General features: G+C 39.7%; 12 protein-coding genes and 1 tRNA gene. 4 read left to right on the top strand and 9 right to left on the bottom strand.

Translation table 11 applies throughout. The features are described from left to right. Nucleotides 1–92 precede the first annotated feature (92 nt). Together RMZ95_RS23005 and dndC are read right to left on the bottom strand one after the other, a co-directional pair. Nucleotides 93–713, bottom strand: coding sequence for a Uma2 family endonuclease (locus RMZ95_RS23005; RefSeq protein WP_322685129.1), 621 nt, complete (start codon nucleotides 711–713; stop codon nucleotides 93–95). Between the two features lie 45 nt (nucleotides 714–758). Further along, the gene (dndC, locus tag RMZ95_RS23000; RefSeq protein WP_322685128.1) at nucleotides 759–2,411 is read right to left on the bottom strand and encodes a DNA phosphorothioation system sulfurtransferase DndC; all 1,653 of its coding nucleotides are present in this window, start codon (nucleotides 2,409–2,411) and stop codon (nucleotides 759–761) included. A 181-nt stretch (nucleotides 2,412–2,592) separates the two neighbouring features. Here dndC and RMZ95_RS22995 point away from each other — a divergent pair, with 181 nt between their 5' ends. Both RMZ95_RS22995 and RMZ95_RS22990 read left to right on the top strand, forming a co-directional pair. Continuing rightward, a complete protein-coding gene (locus RMZ95_RS22995) occupies nucleotides 2,593–4,191 on the top strand; it encodes a DGQHR domain-containing protein (RefSeq protein WP_322685127.1) in 1,599 nt (532 codons plus the stop codon). Between the two features lie 103 nt (nucleotides 4,192–4,294). Then, nucleotides 4,295–5,500, top strand: coding sequence for a DNA sulfur modification protein DndB (locus RMZ95_RS22990; protein WP_322685126.1), 1,206 nt, complete (start codon nucleotides 4,295–4,297; stop codon nucleotides 5,498–5,500). Between the two features lie 12 nt (nucleotides 5,501–5,512). Here RMZ95_RS22990 and RMZ95_RS22985 read toward each other — a convergent pair whose 3' ends face one another. After that, nucleotides 5,513–5,986 (bottom strand): DNA phosphorothioation-associated protein 4, encoded by a 474-nt coding sequence (locus tag RMZ95_RS22985; protein WP_322685125.1) that lies wholly within the window; start codon nucleotides 5,984–5,986, stop codon nucleotides 5,513–5,515. Between the two features lie 91 nt (nucleotides 5,987–6,077). Between RMZ95_RS22985 and RMZ95_RS22980 the strand changes: the two genes are divergently transcribed. Continuing rightward, nucleotides 6,078–6,203, top strand: a complete 126-nt coding sequence (locus RMZ95_RS22980) for a hypothetical protein (protein ID WP_322685124.1) — start codon at nucleotides 6,078–6,080, stop codon at nucleotides 6,201–6,203. 31 nt (nucleotides 6,204–6,234) lie between these two features. Here RMZ95_RS22980 and RMZ95_RS22975 read toward each other — a convergent pair whose 3' ends face one another. From RMZ95_RS22975 to argF, 5 genes are all read right to left on the bottom strand, one after another. Further along, nucleotides 6,235–6,804, bottom strand: coding sequence for a Uma2 family endonuclease (locus tag RMZ95_RS22975; protein ID WP_322685123.1), 570 nt, complete (start codon nucleotides 6,802–6,804; stop codon nucleotides 6,235–6,237). 204 nt (nucleotides 6,805–7,008) lie between these two features. Further along, the gene (locus RMZ95_RS22970) at nucleotides 7,009–9,081 is read right to left on the bottom strand and encodes an AAA family ATPase (RefSeq protein WP_322685122.1); all 2,073 of its coding nucleotides are present in this window, start codon (nucleotides 9,079–9,081) and stop codon (nucleotides 7,009–7,011) included. Nucleotides 9,082–9,577: 496 nt separating this feature from the next. Next, complete coding sequence (locus RMZ95_RS22965; protein ID WP_322685121.1) at nucleotides 9,578–11,053, bottom strand: DNA phosphorothioation system restriction enzyme; 1,476 nt, start codon at nucleotides 11,051–11,053, stop codon at nucleotides 9,578–9,580. A 96-nt stretch (nucleotides 11,054–11,149) separates the two neighbouring features. Beyond that, nucleotides 11,150–11,755, bottom strand: a complete 606-nt coding sequence (gene lexA / locus RMZ95_RS22960; RefSeq protein ID WP_322685120.1) for a transcriptional repressor LexA — start codon at nucleotides 11,753–11,755, stop codon at nucleotides 11,150–11,152. Between the two features lie 223 nt (nucleotides 11,756–11,978). Next, on the bottom strand, nucleotides 11,979–12,899 hold the full coding sequence (gene argF / locus RMZ95_RS22955; RefSeq protein WP_322685119.1) for an ornithine carbamoyltransferase: 921 nt from the start codon (nucleotides 12,897–12,899) through the stop codon (nucleotides 11,979–11,981). A 383-nt stretch (nucleotides 12,900–13,282) separates the two neighbouring features. On the opposite strand from argF, the gene RMZ95_RS22950 reads away from it, so the two are divergent. Continuing rightward, a tRNA-Thr gene (locus tag RMZ95_RS22950) sits at nucleotides 13,283–13,354 on the top strand. Between the two features lie 460 nt (nucleotides 13,355–13,814). On the opposite strand, the gene RMZ95_RS22945 is transcribed toward RMZ95_RS22950, so the two are convergent. Next, the gene (locus RMZ95_RS22945) at nucleotides 13,815–16,013 is read right to left on the bottom strand and encodes an Ig-like domain-containing protein (protein WP_322685118.1); all 2,199 of its coding nucleotides are present in this window, start codon (nucleotides 16,011–16,013) and stop codon (nucleotides 13,815–13,817) included. Nucleotides 16,014–16,131 lie beyond the last annotated feature (118 nt).

Below are 16,131 nucleotides of genomic sequence, written 5' to 3'. Positions count from 1 at the left end.
TTGAGAAAAAATATTGTCTATGAAATATAGATAATACCATCACTAACTCTTAAGAAATGCGATCGCATCTGTCTGGGTGTTGGTAAGCGTGGCTAGATTTGCACACCTCCAGCTTGAAAAATCTGTTCGGCGGTTAAATTCAATTCTGGGAAAGTAGGCGAGACAATATGGGTATCGCCTTTAAATTGAGTAACTTGGTACTCACCATCAATTAATTCATAAATGGATATAGTAGGCAGTTTAGGATTGCCAATAAACTTCCTAGCACCTATAGCCGCGTAATCTATAATCCAATATTCGGGAATACCTATAGCCTCATAATCAGCTAATTTTTTGTAGTAATCATCTCGCCAATTAGTACTAACAACTTCAATAACTAAGGGAATAGATGTAGCTTGAGATACAGTTGATTCTTTTTTCCAGAAAGGCTCATTCACTAAATTTGGTCGATTGATTATTAAGATGTCTGGTGAATAAGCTGAGTCACCTTCAAATGGCTTGACTAATACAGTTTTTGGAATGAAGTAAGGAAGTTTTTGTCGCCCAATTTCGATAGATATATTTAGCGCCAAAAAACCAACAACATCCTCATGATCTCCAACTGGTTGAGCTATTTCAACAATCACGCCATCATGTAATTCGTATCTTCCACCTTCAGGCCGCCAAGCTGCAAAATCTTCAAAAGTTACTAATTTGTGTATGGCTTGAATCATAGAACCTGGCTTGTTTTAAGATAATCAAACTTTGTCAAGCGTTCTTTAAGTAGTTTGTTGACTCCTATCTTCTATTATTCTATTTTTTTCATTTTTAAATTTCATACTTGCCCAAGTTACCTGTTCATCGCTTTCACTTTCACATTCATCGACTTCATTGATTGCTGCAACATCGCCCAAAGTCATCTGCTTGACTTTAGCAACATCACCTTGACTAACTGCTTCGCTTAATTCGCGTTTCAAACGAGCATTTTTAATCGCATCTTCTGGAGAACGGGAACTCGTATTAAAACATTTTTCTAAGGTTTCGTATATTCCCACGCGACGAGTTTTTTTACGATACTGGCGTTCTGTGTCTAACAATTTCGCCATGAGTTCCAAGTGCATCGCGTCACCTTCACAAATTTCTTCTAATACTATCCATTCATCACGACCTAGTAAGCTAAGGTCAGCACCAGGACGGGGATCTTGAAATTCTTCACCAGTCACTTCTTGATAAATCCGGGGTAAGCTATCATCAAATTCGTGTCTTTCTTCTAGCCAAATGCGGCGAATTTCGCTCATTTCTTCTAGAGTAATTAGGGTAATATCGCGCATATTTTCTGGCGCTGTTTGACGAATTTGTTTTTCAACTGTAAGCAATTTTCTTAACCATTCCTCCCGCGCTTCTTTAATAAATGGGCCAGGAATAGGTTCAATAGATGTCCCATCTTCTAAGTTACGTTCATAAAGTTGGACACCACCATTTCTACGTCGAAAATCTCTTTTATCACGGGTTTCTTCAGAATCTAATTCTTTACGGAAATCAAGTAAAGGTTGCATCCAGTCTTTCTCTTCGTCATTTTGAATCATCGCCGCCAGTGATTTATCTTGACTAACGAGTGTGCAAACCCAGCAACCAAAACGAGAGCTACCACAACTAGGGGTAGATGTATCGACTACTAAAGGACATTCATTATCAGCAGAAGCGCCTCGATACATGGTAAATAAATCTTTATTGCTGTACCCCCAAGGGTTTTCCCACTGCATGAGATAAATCCAGACTTCATCATTTTGCCAGTCTTCAATAGGGCTATAAACTAAAGAATTTGGCAAGTTCATATTAGGACTGAGGCGATCGCGTACCCGTTGGGCTTCCAATTTTCTCATTCGGCTAGCACGTTTTGTACTTTCAGCTTTGCGAGTCCCCAACACAACGATCGCTTCTCCACTCGCTCGAATCACATCACGAATAAAGCGGTTAGAGGGATTAATTTTCAGGCGTTCTGTACACCAACGAAATTTTCCTTTGGGTGCTGGATAACCTTTACCAATCAAACCTACCCAAAATGTTTCTTTAAACTCTGGCTGTAGCAAATGGGGTTCAAATGGTAATCCTTGGGTTTGGGCTTCAGATTTCATCTGTTTTAGAGAATTGCGTACCCAAGTAGCAACAATAGGATTTTCTACCAGTGTGTCTGTGGTGATTACGTAGATTGTTTTAGTTCGCTTTACGTCAGGGAGTGCGGCGATCGCATTCCACACAAGCTGCAAAATCGCGGTGCTGTCTTTTCCCCCTGAGTAACCCACAACCCAAGGTATTTCATCTAAGCAATACAATTCTTGAATTTCAGTAGTGAGAGCTTGGATATCTGCCACTAAATCTGCTACAGTATTCGCTTGCTGAACTTGATTTTCTGGTTGTTGTGCTGTAGTCATTTCTCCTAATCTCTGGAAACACTGGCATAATATCTGGGAAAATAGGGCGAATAGAATTCGCGGCTACACATCCAAAACCCACCTCCGTGGGTTGAATAAAAGTTTTTAAAAACTTTACTACTAATATCTAATTTTTTAGATAATTAAACTACATAATGCTATTCTGTTTTTAAAATTTAACATGAAAGATAGTACATATGACCCAACTGCTGACATCGCTAGAGAATACCTGGAACGAGAAAATAAGGAAAAACAGGTACTAGCTTTACTCCTAGAGAAGTTTTTAGGGAGAAAAGATCAGATTCTCGTTCAAAAAACCGAGATGGGTGGTACTGAGGCTTATGTTAGCTCTGTTACATTGGAATGGTTTGCAGGTCGGGTTCACTTCGCCTCTGGTTTACCTCTGTTTCAGAAAAAGTACAATCCTGAAACTGATAATGTCGAGATTGACGCAGATAGTATTGATGAAATTCAGCAACGTCCCCTTGATTGGTCACGTCAAGCGCCACTAGTGCAGTATTTGGCGGCTAGAGACAATCATAAGTTTCCGCCTGTGCTAGTGGTGATTAATCAACCGTGGGTGGATAATCCTAAAGCTGCTGAGTGGGATAGCGAAGGACGCGCCACTAAGTCTACGACTGATTTTATACCCCTAGATAAAGACGATAAGGTAGGTTTGCTAAATATTTCTGAGGATGATGTAACCATTTATGCACTAGATGGACAACATCGACTAATGGGGGTTCAAGGATTGATGGAGTTAATCAAAACTCGTAAACTCCAGCGCTATAAAAAAGATAAAGGTGCTGATGACAGTTTTATTACAGTCAATGATTTGATAGAAAAGTACCAAGTAGACCTTGCTTACTTGCAAAATTTACCCAAGGAAAAAATTGGTATTGAGTTTATCTGTGCGGTAGCGGCTGGGGAAACTCGTACCCAGGCGAGGCGCAGAGTAAGATCGATTTTTGTTCATGTCAACCTGATGGCTGCACCGTTGACTAAAGGGCAACTAACCCAGTTGAATGAAGATGATGGTTTTGCGATCGTTGCTAGAAAAATTGCAGTTACACATCCACTATTAGAACAACGACAAGAACGCAATCCCCGCGTCAATTGGAATAGTGCAACGGTAGCTTCCAATTCTACAGTTTTGACGACATTGCAAGCTCTACAAGATATGTCTGAGCGATATTTGGCTCAAAAGTTCCCCCACTGGAAACCCTTGGAGAAAGGTCTAATTCCCATGCGTCCAGAGGATGAAGAACTTGAGCAGGGGATTGAGGAATTTAGCAAGCTATTTGATAATTTGGCTAGTCTTTCCAGTTATAAAATTTTAGAACACGAGGATACACCAGCTTTGCGGCGCTTCAGTTTTGAGAAGGATGGAGGTGAAGGAAATATGCTTTTCCGTCCGGTTGCTCAAGTTGCATTAGCGCAAGCTTTGGGAATTTTGGTATTTAAAAAAGGTTTTTCCCTAGCAGATATTTTTAAGAAGCTGCGGAAGTTCGACCAGCAAGGCGGCTTTAGTGGTATGGAATATCCCCAATCTCTCTGGTATGGGGTTTTGTATGACCCAAATAAAAAGCGGGTGCAGATTGCTGGACGAGATTTAGCGGCGAAATTATTAGTTTATATCCTGGGTGGAATTCAGGAACAGATGGAACGTGCTGAACTTCGTAAGGCTTTAGCGGATGCTAGGACTGTGGAAGATAAAACTATAAGTTTTAATGGCGAGTTTGTTGAACCGAAAGCTGTAGGACTTCCACCTATTTTATAATTGACACAGTTTATAAGGTTTTTTCCTGTGGTTATTACGGTGCTTTTAGTATAATAAAAGCATATACTATGAACTACCCTTTAGGAATTTTACCAGTATTTGTATGACTCAAGCAAACGAGGGTAGTAACAATGACGTTACCCCGGAAATTCAAGGTCAGTTTAGTGCATTTATTGAGCCATTCTTTTCTACTTATCACCGTGTCCGGTGCTATCCAGGGTTAATTTTTCAACAGGGAAAGCGGACAATGCTACAGATTAACGTACCAGCTGGCCACTTTTCTGATATTCTTCGGGCAGATCCGGCTGATGACAATGATCCTAATTCAGGTAAAAATCGCCCAGAGGTAAAAGGTCATGTTGAGGAAATAAAGGAATATGTTCTTGAGCGTGTCCGAAAAGGAAAACCTTGGATTCTCGGTACAATAACTGCGAATGTAGCTGCCGAAAAGATAAAAATTCTAGAATTTACTAGAGGTATTTGTTTAGTCGTAATTAGACGTGGAGTTAAGTTAGATATTACTGATGGTCAGCATCGTAAGCGAGCAATTCACGAATTGATTGAAAGTGATGAAGGAGAATTAATTAGTGATGCTGATTTCCCCATTACTCTGGTTCTAGAGGGAGACTTTCGTCAGTGTCAGATAGATTTTAAAGATATGGCTCAAACTCGACCACTTGATAATTCTCTATTAAAGTCATTTGGAGAGTATGAAGGTCAAATTGGCATTATGTGGCAATTAATAGAAAAAGTCCCAATGTTTCATAATAGGACAGAAAAAATTAAAGCAACTCCTCCTAGTAAAAAGGGTTTAATTTACACAACTAATTACATAGCTAGATTCATTAGTTGCGTTTTTGCTAACAATCCAAATGATGAGCTTCTAGATTTGGATGTTGATAAATGCTCTGAGGCTTTAGTTAACTGTTTAAATCAATTTTTTTATGAATGCAATCAAACGCGAAATACTTTTGAAAAAACGGATAAAAAATTAAAATCTGAGGAGGTAATTGTATTTAAGGAAAAAGGGTTACTAGGTATGAGTGCTGGACTAGAAACACTAGGCCGTCTACTATACTTAACTTATACGCCAGATACTTATTCTTTTAATCAAGATAAAGTCTCCCAACTTGCACAGATAAATTGGACAAGAAGTGATCCAATTTGGGAGAATAATTTAATTAGGATAGACCCTAACCCTAAAAATCCAGATAAGCGTTATAAACTATCTACTGGTGCAAATGCGGTAACAGATGCAGTCAAGACGCTCAAATCTAAACTAGGTTGGATTGAAAACCCCTCCTATTGAGAATGTCCAACTTCAAGAGAGGAATTTGGTAAGATCGAATTCCTCGTCTTGTTGCTCTGCATTAGTTCGTTCATAATTGAGAAATAATAAAATTCGCTCTGAGTAATCTACTGACCCACGCAACTCATTTTGCAATATTTCCAGTCCACCATTAGCGTACTCTTCAAATATATGATTGCGTTGTCTTTCATATTCTTCTTCATTAATAGATAGTGTTTTTATATCTTTAGTTTCATTGATTGCTAATAATTTTATTAAAATATCATTTCCCATTGAGGCAAAATACTCTATCCTGATTGGCGATGGTTCCCTTTTAGAAATCTCTCCCAAAGCCACCCGTTTTTTATGCTTTGCACCCAAAGCTGCTGCAAATACAATCACATCAGCAAAAGTATTAAAAGGCCCTGTTCCACCATCTGAAGATGTTAAACCTTTCACCAACTCAGCCTTATCTTTAGCAACCCTGATTCTGCCAGTTTCAGCCATAATATTAATATTTACATTGTTGCCATCTTAACCGACAGCGAAAAGCGATCGCTACGTTTACGCAATTGCCAAGGTATGATTTGATGATAGTATGTGGGCGATCGCTAAACAAACAACGACAGCGAAAAGCGATCGCTACGTTTACGCAATTGCCAAAGTATTATTTTATGATAGTATGTGGGCGATCGCTAAACAAACAAATTATGTGCTAACATAGTCTACTCTGCAACTGCGCCTTTGCGTGAAATTTAAATTGATAATTGAACATCCTCATAAACTAAAGAAATCGGAAAATGGAAATCAACGCTTGTTAAATTAACCTCATCCCCTGCTTCATAAGGATGTAACTCCCAGAGTCCTCTATCATTTAACCGAAAACAATCTAAAGCAATTTTTTCAGCATCGATAAGGACATATTCTTGCAAAGTCTGAATGCGACGATACCGCGTAAATTTTTTACCTCGGTCGTAAGCTTCTGTGCTTGGGGAAAGAACTTCAACAATTAAACAGGGATATTGGAGAAATTGAATAGCTTGTTTATCCCGTTCATCGCAACTCACCACAACATCGGGATAATGAAAAGGCCCATTCTCCGATACACCTACTTTTCCATCCGCCATATTCACACGACACCCACTTCCTCGCAGGTGACTTTTTAACGCTGAAGCGAAGTTTAGAGCAATATCATTATGGGGAAGAGTACCCCCAGTCATGGCGAAAACTTCACCATCAATATATTCATATTTAATTTCTTGGCGTTCTTCCCATTCCAGATATTCCTGGGGGGACATATAGTTTCTGTCTGGACTCGCAACCATAAGCTTATTCCTTCTCAAAAGCCAATTTCCTCAACTGTAACTAAAATCAGACTTACGCACAGGTAACGGAAAATTAAACCACAGAGGCACAGAGAAAACGGATGAATAAGAATTTGAGAAGTATTTTACATCAGTCCTGTAAAAAATCTTTGCGCCTACGTTCCTTACGGCAGATGTAGTTCAAAGACATCAAAACTGCTGTAATTACCTATCCCGTTCGACTTCCATAATTTCCGTATACTCAAACTCATTTGGACTTTGTTTTACCAAAGGATATCTTTCCCCACCCAACTCAATATAATCTTGTTCGCAATCCGGCTTAGAAGAATAATACGTAAGCACATATTCTCTCCCAATTCTGTCTGTCATTTCTGCTTCTACTTCACCCCGCCACTGAGTCTTAGTAACTAAAACTATCAACTGATTCGCTAATTGGGGAATTGTCTTGGCAATGTGTCGCCGCGAATTTTCATCCAAACTTCCAAACGGCGAATCCATGACAATTGGGAAAGTACTACTATCGGGAATCATCATCATTTTTCGTTTCTCACTCCATTCCCGCACTTTGTCAATGATGCTGGCTATAAAAGATAAACTGAGAATTTGATTTTCCCCGGTAGAAGCTGCAACTGGTGCTTCTATCCCTGTAGTATTTTCTACTAATGTCAGTTCATATTTATCGCTAATTTTAGGAATGTATGGAGTTACAGAAATCTCCATGAATATTTCTTGTACTCGCTTTTCTAGTTGCAGGCGAAATTGTTGCTCTTGACGATTTCTAACTTCTGTTAACCGTTCAATTGCATCTTGAGTAGCATTAATCCGTCGCTGTGCTAGGGTTTGCTTGTCTTCATTCAGCTTTTGCTTGGCAATTTGTTTATTTAAACCTTCAATCTCAGTTGTGAGTTGAGCAATTTGCTGCTGATTTGCACCCTGTTCTCGATTTAACTCATCAATTTTACTTTCAATTTCATCTAAGCGTTTTTGTAAACTGCTAATTTCTTCATTAGCATCTTTTCGCAACCGTTCTTGAATATTGTCTAAATCGCCTTCAATTTGAGATATGCTTTGCCTTAACTGATTAATTCTACTTTGTTCTCTATCAACCTCTTCCCAAAAACCTATTGCTTGCTTATCAATTTCATCTACTTGAGCGCTCATCCGAATTGCAGTTTCTTCTACCGCCGAGGAACCTGCTTTATTTAGCCAGTTACTCACATGAGTATGAGAATGATTACCCTCGTGTAATTCTGCGCCACAAATACAGCGTTGGGAATTAAGTAAATCATTCACAAATTCCCGCGAAATCCCTGATGTTAACTCGCCGCGCTGCTTCAAATCATTAATAATTCCTCGGAACTGGGATGTAGTTTCTGAGAGTAAAACGGTATAACCCCGTGCGAAAATAACTTTTTTTAGCGCTTCCTTGGTTTTTTTATATTCTTCTTGATTTGCCGCTTTTTGCGATTCTAAATCCTGCCATCTTTCTTGCAATTCCTTAGCAGCACTCAGTTCTCGTAAGCGGTTACTTGTCTCTTTTTTAAAAGTTTGTTGATATTCTAGCTCTTCTTTAATTTCAGTTTGTCGCTTGGTAATGCGTTCACGCTCTCGTTCTATCTTTTCTTGCTGTCGTAACAATTGTTTAATTTCAGAATCACCAATCGCTTTTAACTCATTTTCTAGAGTTTTTTTAGCATCTCCTAAATGTCTGATGGAACGGTTGATTACTTCTACACCCAAGAAAATTTTTGTAGCCTCGGCAATTTCAGCTTTTTTATCAGAACGGACTATTTCTTCAATTCGTTCACCGTCGAAGAAAAAATATTGATGTAGAGTAGCGGGTAAAATTTGATTAATTATATCGTCTGGTTGCTGAGTTGGTATATTCCATTTGCCATCATCTGCACCAACCCACATGGTTAATTTAGTTTTGCCAGCGTCAAAATCACCTTCGTTTTTATAACCCCTACAGGCGCGTTTCACACGATAGCGTTTACCTTCATGTTCCCAGCCAATCTCTACCCAACATTCTACAACTTGACCTTTTTGAGCCTCTGCGATCGCACGTTTATTAACTAACTGTTCTATCGATGCAAATGCTGCACTAAATTTCTCATATAATACCCAAGTAAAGGCATTCAGTAAACTAGTTTTTCCAGAACCATTATTACCATGAATAATCGTTGTGTTTTGAACATTCCCTCCAGCCAGAAGCATCTCTGGTGTTGTACCATAAAAGGAGCGAAAGTTGCATAGCTTGATTGAAGTCAGCTTCATCGCACCTCTTCCTTAATAATGTCCAAAATATTATCATTGATATGGCTGTTAATCTTCTTATCTAGCCTGCCTTTTTCCAGCTTCCATACCCGCTCAATAATTCGCCGTACCTCCGGCGGAGCACTGGTTATTGGCTCCTGCACATCATCGATATTCGCACCTTGTGACATCTTCGGTTTGGAAATATAGTTTTTCTATATTTTAACTTTCTCTAGTCCTGCATTTACCTCCGTAAAGCCACTGTTAGCGTTATCTTTAATTTTGGAAAAACTATTTTTTAAATTTATACTTTTCTTTGAAAAAAGACTTTATTATTCAATTGTTTTCTGTTATTGTTAATAATAACAATTTAGATCATAATGGGATGTAAGTAAACTTTTTAAAGCTACTTACATCCCATTATGATCTAATTCATAATTTTATTATTTCATACTTAATGCTTGTTTTTTCAAAACTCAAAAAATTTTACAAAATAATATAACTATATAGTTCATCATCAAATATCTAACAAACCATATCGCTTTTGTAAATCAAGTAACTTCATTCTTGCTTCCCCTGCGTTATCAGCTAAATCAGCAAACTCCACAAAGCGACGCAATTCCTTTTTCAATAAATTACGTTCAACTTCTATAGTTTCTCTATCTAAATCTGGTGGCAAAACAATCATGTCAAATATAGTGGCGCGTTCTTTAGCAGGATGAGGACGTAAAACTCGCCCCCGTCGCTGAATAAATTGGCGGGGATTACCAGAACTTGATAAAATCACCGCAGTTTGAATTGCGGGAATATCGACGCCTTCATCTAAACAACGAATTGCGACTAAACCTTGCAATTCCCCACTTTCAAATTGACGACGTAATATTTCCCTTTCTTGTAAAGTTGTTTGAGCCGTATAAGTGCTTACCTTGTAGCCTAAATCCACTCCGAGAATTTTAGCAACAGCTTTAAGTTGGCGTAGTGATGAACGTTGTCCCGCATCTTGAGAACCATCACTACAATAAAAAAGAGTGTGAGTAGTTTCGCGGCGAGTTGCCATTAAATCCCGTAAAGCATTTAATTTATTTTCTGCCGCACCAATTAACCTTGCTCTTTGCATCAACAACGGCTTTAAATCTTCATTATCTTCAAATCCTGCTTGTGCATTTTCTCTATCTCGGTAAAGTAGCGATCGCCCAATTCTTTTAGTTAACTTTAAATAGGCAATACTTTCGGCTTCAGTTAACTCCACCAACACTGGATAATACAGATAATGTACCAAAGCACCTTGAGCGATCGCATCCCTCAAAGTAAACTCCGGTTGCAGAACTGGGCCAAAATAATCAAATAAAGATTGCGTCCCAAAATCATCAAAATACCTCTCTGGTGTCGCAGATAAAGCTAGTCTCAACCCAACACTACGCGGTAAACTTTCTTCTAACTTGGGTGCGCCTAAATTATGCGCTTCATCCCCAATAATTAAAGTTTTGGCGGGAAAATATTTGAGTTGAGACTGAAATCCATCTCCAATTAAAGTGGAGTTCGTAGTAATCACCGTGATAAACCGTTGAGAACCAGAACGCAGATTATAAATTTGGGTAGAAAGTTGACTTTGCCAAGTGCGTAAATTCTCAAAAGCTAAAATGGGTTGCAAATTAAATTTTTCGCATTCTCGCGCCCATTGGGTAACGAGATGGCGGTAGGGACATACCACCACCAGAACTTGTAAATTAATCTGCTGATATAATTCGCAAGCGATCGCTAATGCAGTAATAGTTTTACCACTACCAGTAGCCATTTTCAGCGTCCCTCTGCCATTGTTGGTAAACCAGCTAGCGATCGCTTGACGCTGATATTGCCGCAATTGCAGAGACACAGGCATTCTTGGGCATCCTGGTAATGGTTGCGTGTAATAACTGCCCTTACTTTCCCTTGTAAATGGTAATTTCAATCGGAAAGTGGGCAGTTGCTGCACTGAATTTTTCGTCAGGTACATAAAATGTTAAGCACAAAGATGGTAACGAACCCTAATTAATGGGCATTGGACATTGGACATTAGTATTTATCTTTCCCAGTCCCCAGTCCCCATTACTCAGTTGTAACCGCGCCAAACACCAATGAGAGAACCTTGCACCTGCACTTGTTGAGCCATGACTTCAATGGGATTGTACTTAGGATTTGCTGGTTTGAGGGTAACGCGATCGCCTTGGCGATAAAAACGTTTTAATGTTGTACCAAATCCATCTACTCTAGCGGCGACGATAGTACCATTTTTTAAATGATTTGGTTCTGCTACTGGACGCAGAAATACCACATCGCCATCAGTAATTAAATCTTCAATCATGCTATCGCCAGCTACGCGCAAAGCGTAGGTTTGGGGAGGTAAATCGAAATTAGAAAAGTCTAAATGATCTACAGCATCAGTAAACGGTTCTATTAAACCACCAGCAGCGATTGTGCCCAAAATTGGTACACCTTGCTTAACAGGACGCAAAATCCGAATCGTTCGCGCTTGTCCTTCAGTCCATTCAATATATCCTTTAGTGCGTAAATGCTCTAAACGGCTTTGAATTGGTGCTGGTGACTTTAAGTTCATCGCTTGCATCATTTGCCTAATTGAAGGCGAATGCTGGTGCGTTTTGATGTATTCTGCTAACCATTCGTAAAGTTCTTGTTGAGCTTCTGTTAGACGTTCCATAAATTTCCGAGAAGTAATTATAAATGTCTCTAGAACATTAGTACTACAAAAAACTCCCCATAACAAGAGAAAAGTAAAAATATGAAAGGCAAAAGTAAAAATATTCTCTTTTCTCTTACCCATTTATTTCGGATTTTTTACCAGCAAGTAGTTAGGAGCCAATTGCACACTCACTATTTTGACTCCTAACTCCTAACTCCTAACTCCTAACTCTTAACTCCTTTCATTCTGCCCCTAAAATACTAGCAAGTAAGGCTTTTTGAGCGTGCAGGCGATTTTCTGCCTGTTCCCAAACTCGTGATTGAGAACCTTCAATAACAGCTTCGGTAATTTCTTCACCACGATGGGCTGGTAAGCAGTGTAAAACAATTGCCTCTGGGTCAGCAAGGCTTAATAGCTGCTCTGAAATTTGGTAAGGTTGAAAAATTGGCATCCGATTGTCTGCTTCGGCTTCTTGCCCCATACTCGCCCAAACATCAGTGTAAAGTACAGCAGAACCCTTAGCTGCTAATTCTGGATCGTGAGTGACGAGGACTTCCGTTTTGTTATTAGCGATCGCTCTTGCTTGTTCTACAATCTGAGAATCTGGCTCGTATCCGCTAGGAGTGGCAATTCTGACATTCATCCCCACCAAAGCACAGCCTAACATCAGAGAATTAGCCATATTATTCCCATCGCCCACGTAGGTCAAAGTTAACCCAGCAAGGGTATTAAAGGTTTCCTGAATTGTCAATAAATCCGCTAATACCTGACAAGGATGTTCTGTATCAGTAAGCGCATTAATCACCGGAATCTTGGCATAGTGAGCAAAAGTTTCTAAATCTTGGTGTGCAAAAGTACGAATTGCCAAAATATCCAGATATCGATCTAACACCCGCGCCGTATCCTGCAAAGGTTCCCCGCGACTAACTTGAGTGACATTAGGATTGAGATCGATTACCTGCCCACCAAGTTGATACATCGCCACAGTAAAACTTACCCGTGTGCGAGTTGAAGCTTTGGAGAACAACAACCCCAAAACTTTATTACACTGCAACTTCAACTGTTGTGATTTAAGTTGAGTTGCCAATTGCAAGAGTTCTTGAAGTTCAGTAGAAGTGATGTCCGCTAGACTTAATAAATCTCGTCCGAGCAATGCTGCCATGCTTGTAATCTCTAAAAAATAATTATATATTTCTGTTCCTTTATTCAGCCGTGCCATGCCAAGAAAATATAGTTTTAGAACTGACCAGGTATTTTTGGGTTCAGCCCAGGATTTGAGTTAGCTTTTGCTATAAATTTGCTATAAATATTAATTTATCAACTTTATCAATGATTCAGAATGCCTAATTGTTTCTGGTTCATCACAATGGCAACGCCAGAACAACCATTTAAACCGACAAAAGCAGCGATATTGCTAAAATTTCTGGTCTTTTAACTTAATTTAGGATGAAGCAGATATTTTTTAGAATTTACAGCTAGACAAATAAATGGATTATGGTACAATAATAAATTGTGGTTGCTAATTTAAGAGTAATCGTCAGACTTGCCAGCATAGCACAGTGGTAGTGCATCCGACTTGTAATCGGAAGGTCGCGAGTTCAAATCCCGCTGCTGGCTTTAGTACATTCGCAAATTAGTGTCGCCGAATTGTTTGGAATTAAGTATCAACATCATAATTAACCCAAGTTGCGGGTTATAAAATTCTGAATGCTTCGTAACCATTAATTTAGATAAATGCATATAAAAAGTTTATGGTCGCGCTAGAATGCAACCGTAATTTGGAGTGAATTATAAAAGTACAAAAATTAACTTATGAGATCGATGCTTGTTAAAGAGTAAATGCAAACATAAATGCTTGCAGTTTCAGTAAAAACCCTTTCTAAGTACCTGACTTTTCACGTTATGTGGAAAAGTCCACCAAAAACCTAACCCTCTAACCCCCTTCCCGACCAGGGAAGGAGGAAAATTCAAAGTCTCTCTCCTTTTAGGAGAGAGATTTAGAGAGAGGTTTTCCAGATGTCGTGAAAAGTCAGCGCAGCTACAAGCATGAATTGATTGCGATCGCTCGGTACTGATATTAATTAAGTGGACGCAGAAGTGTAATTTTGCCCATGCCCGTCTCTTGACTGAGTTGCGCTACGTAGAGATTTCCATTCGTGGGATTCTCAATCAAATCCAATGGACTTGGATTAAAACCAGTGAAACCACTAATACCGGTTTGGGAATTTATAATATCCAACTTTGCGCCACCTGGTGTTAGCACAATGATGTCTTTCCCTGAACTGAAGCGTGTCACCAGTAGTTTGCCTTGCAGCTGACCACCTAAAACATGACTACGATATTCAATAATGCCATTAGGTGAAAAATGCTCTCCAAAATCGAAGGCAATACCCTTCCAATTCCGGTCAGGTAGAGTACCAACGGGATATTCACTTATCTGAACTGGATCTGTACCAGTTGTAGGATTTCCTCCACTCAACACCCACTCACAACGTTTCGGATTGGGATGACCATAATAACCATTTTTAACAACCCGAAACAGAAAGTCTCGCTGCGTGCCTAGACTGCTAAGAGCATGCACAGATGGACTAGTATATGCCCCATTAGTAGCTTTATCAATCCGGTTGTGACAGGCAAGAGGTAGAGGGATAGGTGTATTTGGCGTATTGCCACCAGCTGCTGAACCATTCGTTGGCACATACAACTGACCATTGCTATGCCAAACCAGATCGTAGGCATTACGTATACCAGTAGCAAAGATAGTTACAGGCACGTCCGCTTTAAAGGGGTTATAAGTACCTCCATCCTCCGTCTTAACGCTTAAAGGAGGTGAGGTAATTTTGGACAGGTCAACTCGTAATACAGCAGCAGTTAACAACTGCTCAGGACGATTACTCCAGGCAGTGTTTGGTGCGCCGGTACTACTATTACTACCCTGCAACACATAGAGCACGTTTGGCTCATTGGGCTTAAACTCAATGCTATTGGTTAGATGATCCCGGCTCGATCGCGGTAAATCAACTACATAGTCTTTTACTGTCTCTAGATTAGTACCGCTTAAACGAGTAATCTTACCACTCCACTCTGGCGCCTCAACAGTTGCATTCCAGTAGTAGTTATTTGTTACCCATAGAATTAGGTTGTTAGCATTTGTTGATGAGGGATCGAAGTGCATACCAACGATCGTTCGATTACCACCATTTGCAGTCTGCAATGAGGAAATCGTTTGTGGCATACCCAGAGTGCCATCAGCATTAATCGGGAAACGCAAAATCTCACCCAATAAGGTAGCAGCATAGAGTTTATTGTCAGGCCCAATCAATACTGTGGTGTAAGGTTTGATAGGTACATTCGCTAGTGAGATTTGCTCGAAAGTAATATTGCTTACTGGGTTCACAAAAGAGCCTGTTGTGAAACTGATACTATAGGGTAAGAATGCAGCACCATTACTATCTTTAATCCCGTCGGTGACTTGTAACAAATATTTGGTATTGTTCTTGAGACGATTTATCGGAGACACTACAATTACATCTCCACCACCGGAAGTGTTGTAATTGGCATTGACTTGTGTATTAGTAGTGCTTTCGATCAGCTTGATGGTTGAGGCGGAAATAGTATTAACCGCAATCCCACTGTTAGGGAGATTTAGGTCTGCTGTAATCGAGATATCTGGCGGCACGTTTGTCTGACCATCATTGGGATTGGTCGTTCTGATCGAGGGACGATTACCTGGTGCGATCGCAATATAGTTGAGTTTAGTATTCCTACCACCTTTAGCATCAATTGTGAGCTTGCCATCGGAAACATTAACAATCCGGGTAATTGCGGCAAACTTTTTGGTTGCCGTTGGTACAAAGCCAGAAATAGCAGCCGTCCCTTCTATATTGATCTGGTGCTTACTATTTACACTATTAATAGCATCACCGACGCTAACAGTCACATTGTACGAACCATTAGATAGGGCATATTCCCAAGCAGCAGGTATCGTTACTCCTGTTCCCGCATTGCTAGGAGGATATTGCAGATGAATCAGTCTATTTAGTCGCCGATCGATGCCACTTTGGTTGCGATCGCGTGTATTGAGTTGGATATCAAGGGGAGTGGGTGTACTATTGCCTAAGCTATCTTCACGCACCCAACCAAAACCTCTAGTATCATTGTAGGCTTGACCGATATCTTTAATATATCCAGATGGTACAGGAGCATTATTTGGTTGAAAAGCAATCCCTTGAACAATTGCTAATACCAGTATTTTGGGTTTAATCTTGTAAATCATAGTATGCCTTGCCGTTGTGTTCGTAGTTGATAAGTGAGTAGTCCATTAACATTGGCCAAGTATCGAATGGCACGCTTGTAAAGCTGAAAGCTCGTCTGGGCAGGGTGTTGGGGGTAGG

The organism is Nostoc sp. DedQUE07, assembly GCF_034530975.2.
In the GTDB taxonomy this organism is placed as follows: domain Bacteria; phylum Cyanobacteriota; class Cyanobacteriia; order Cyanobacteriales; family Nostocaceae; genus Nostoc.
The sequence above is the reverse complement of the archived record's forward strand: the minus strand, read 5'-3'. Positions and strand labels throughout refer to the sequence as shown.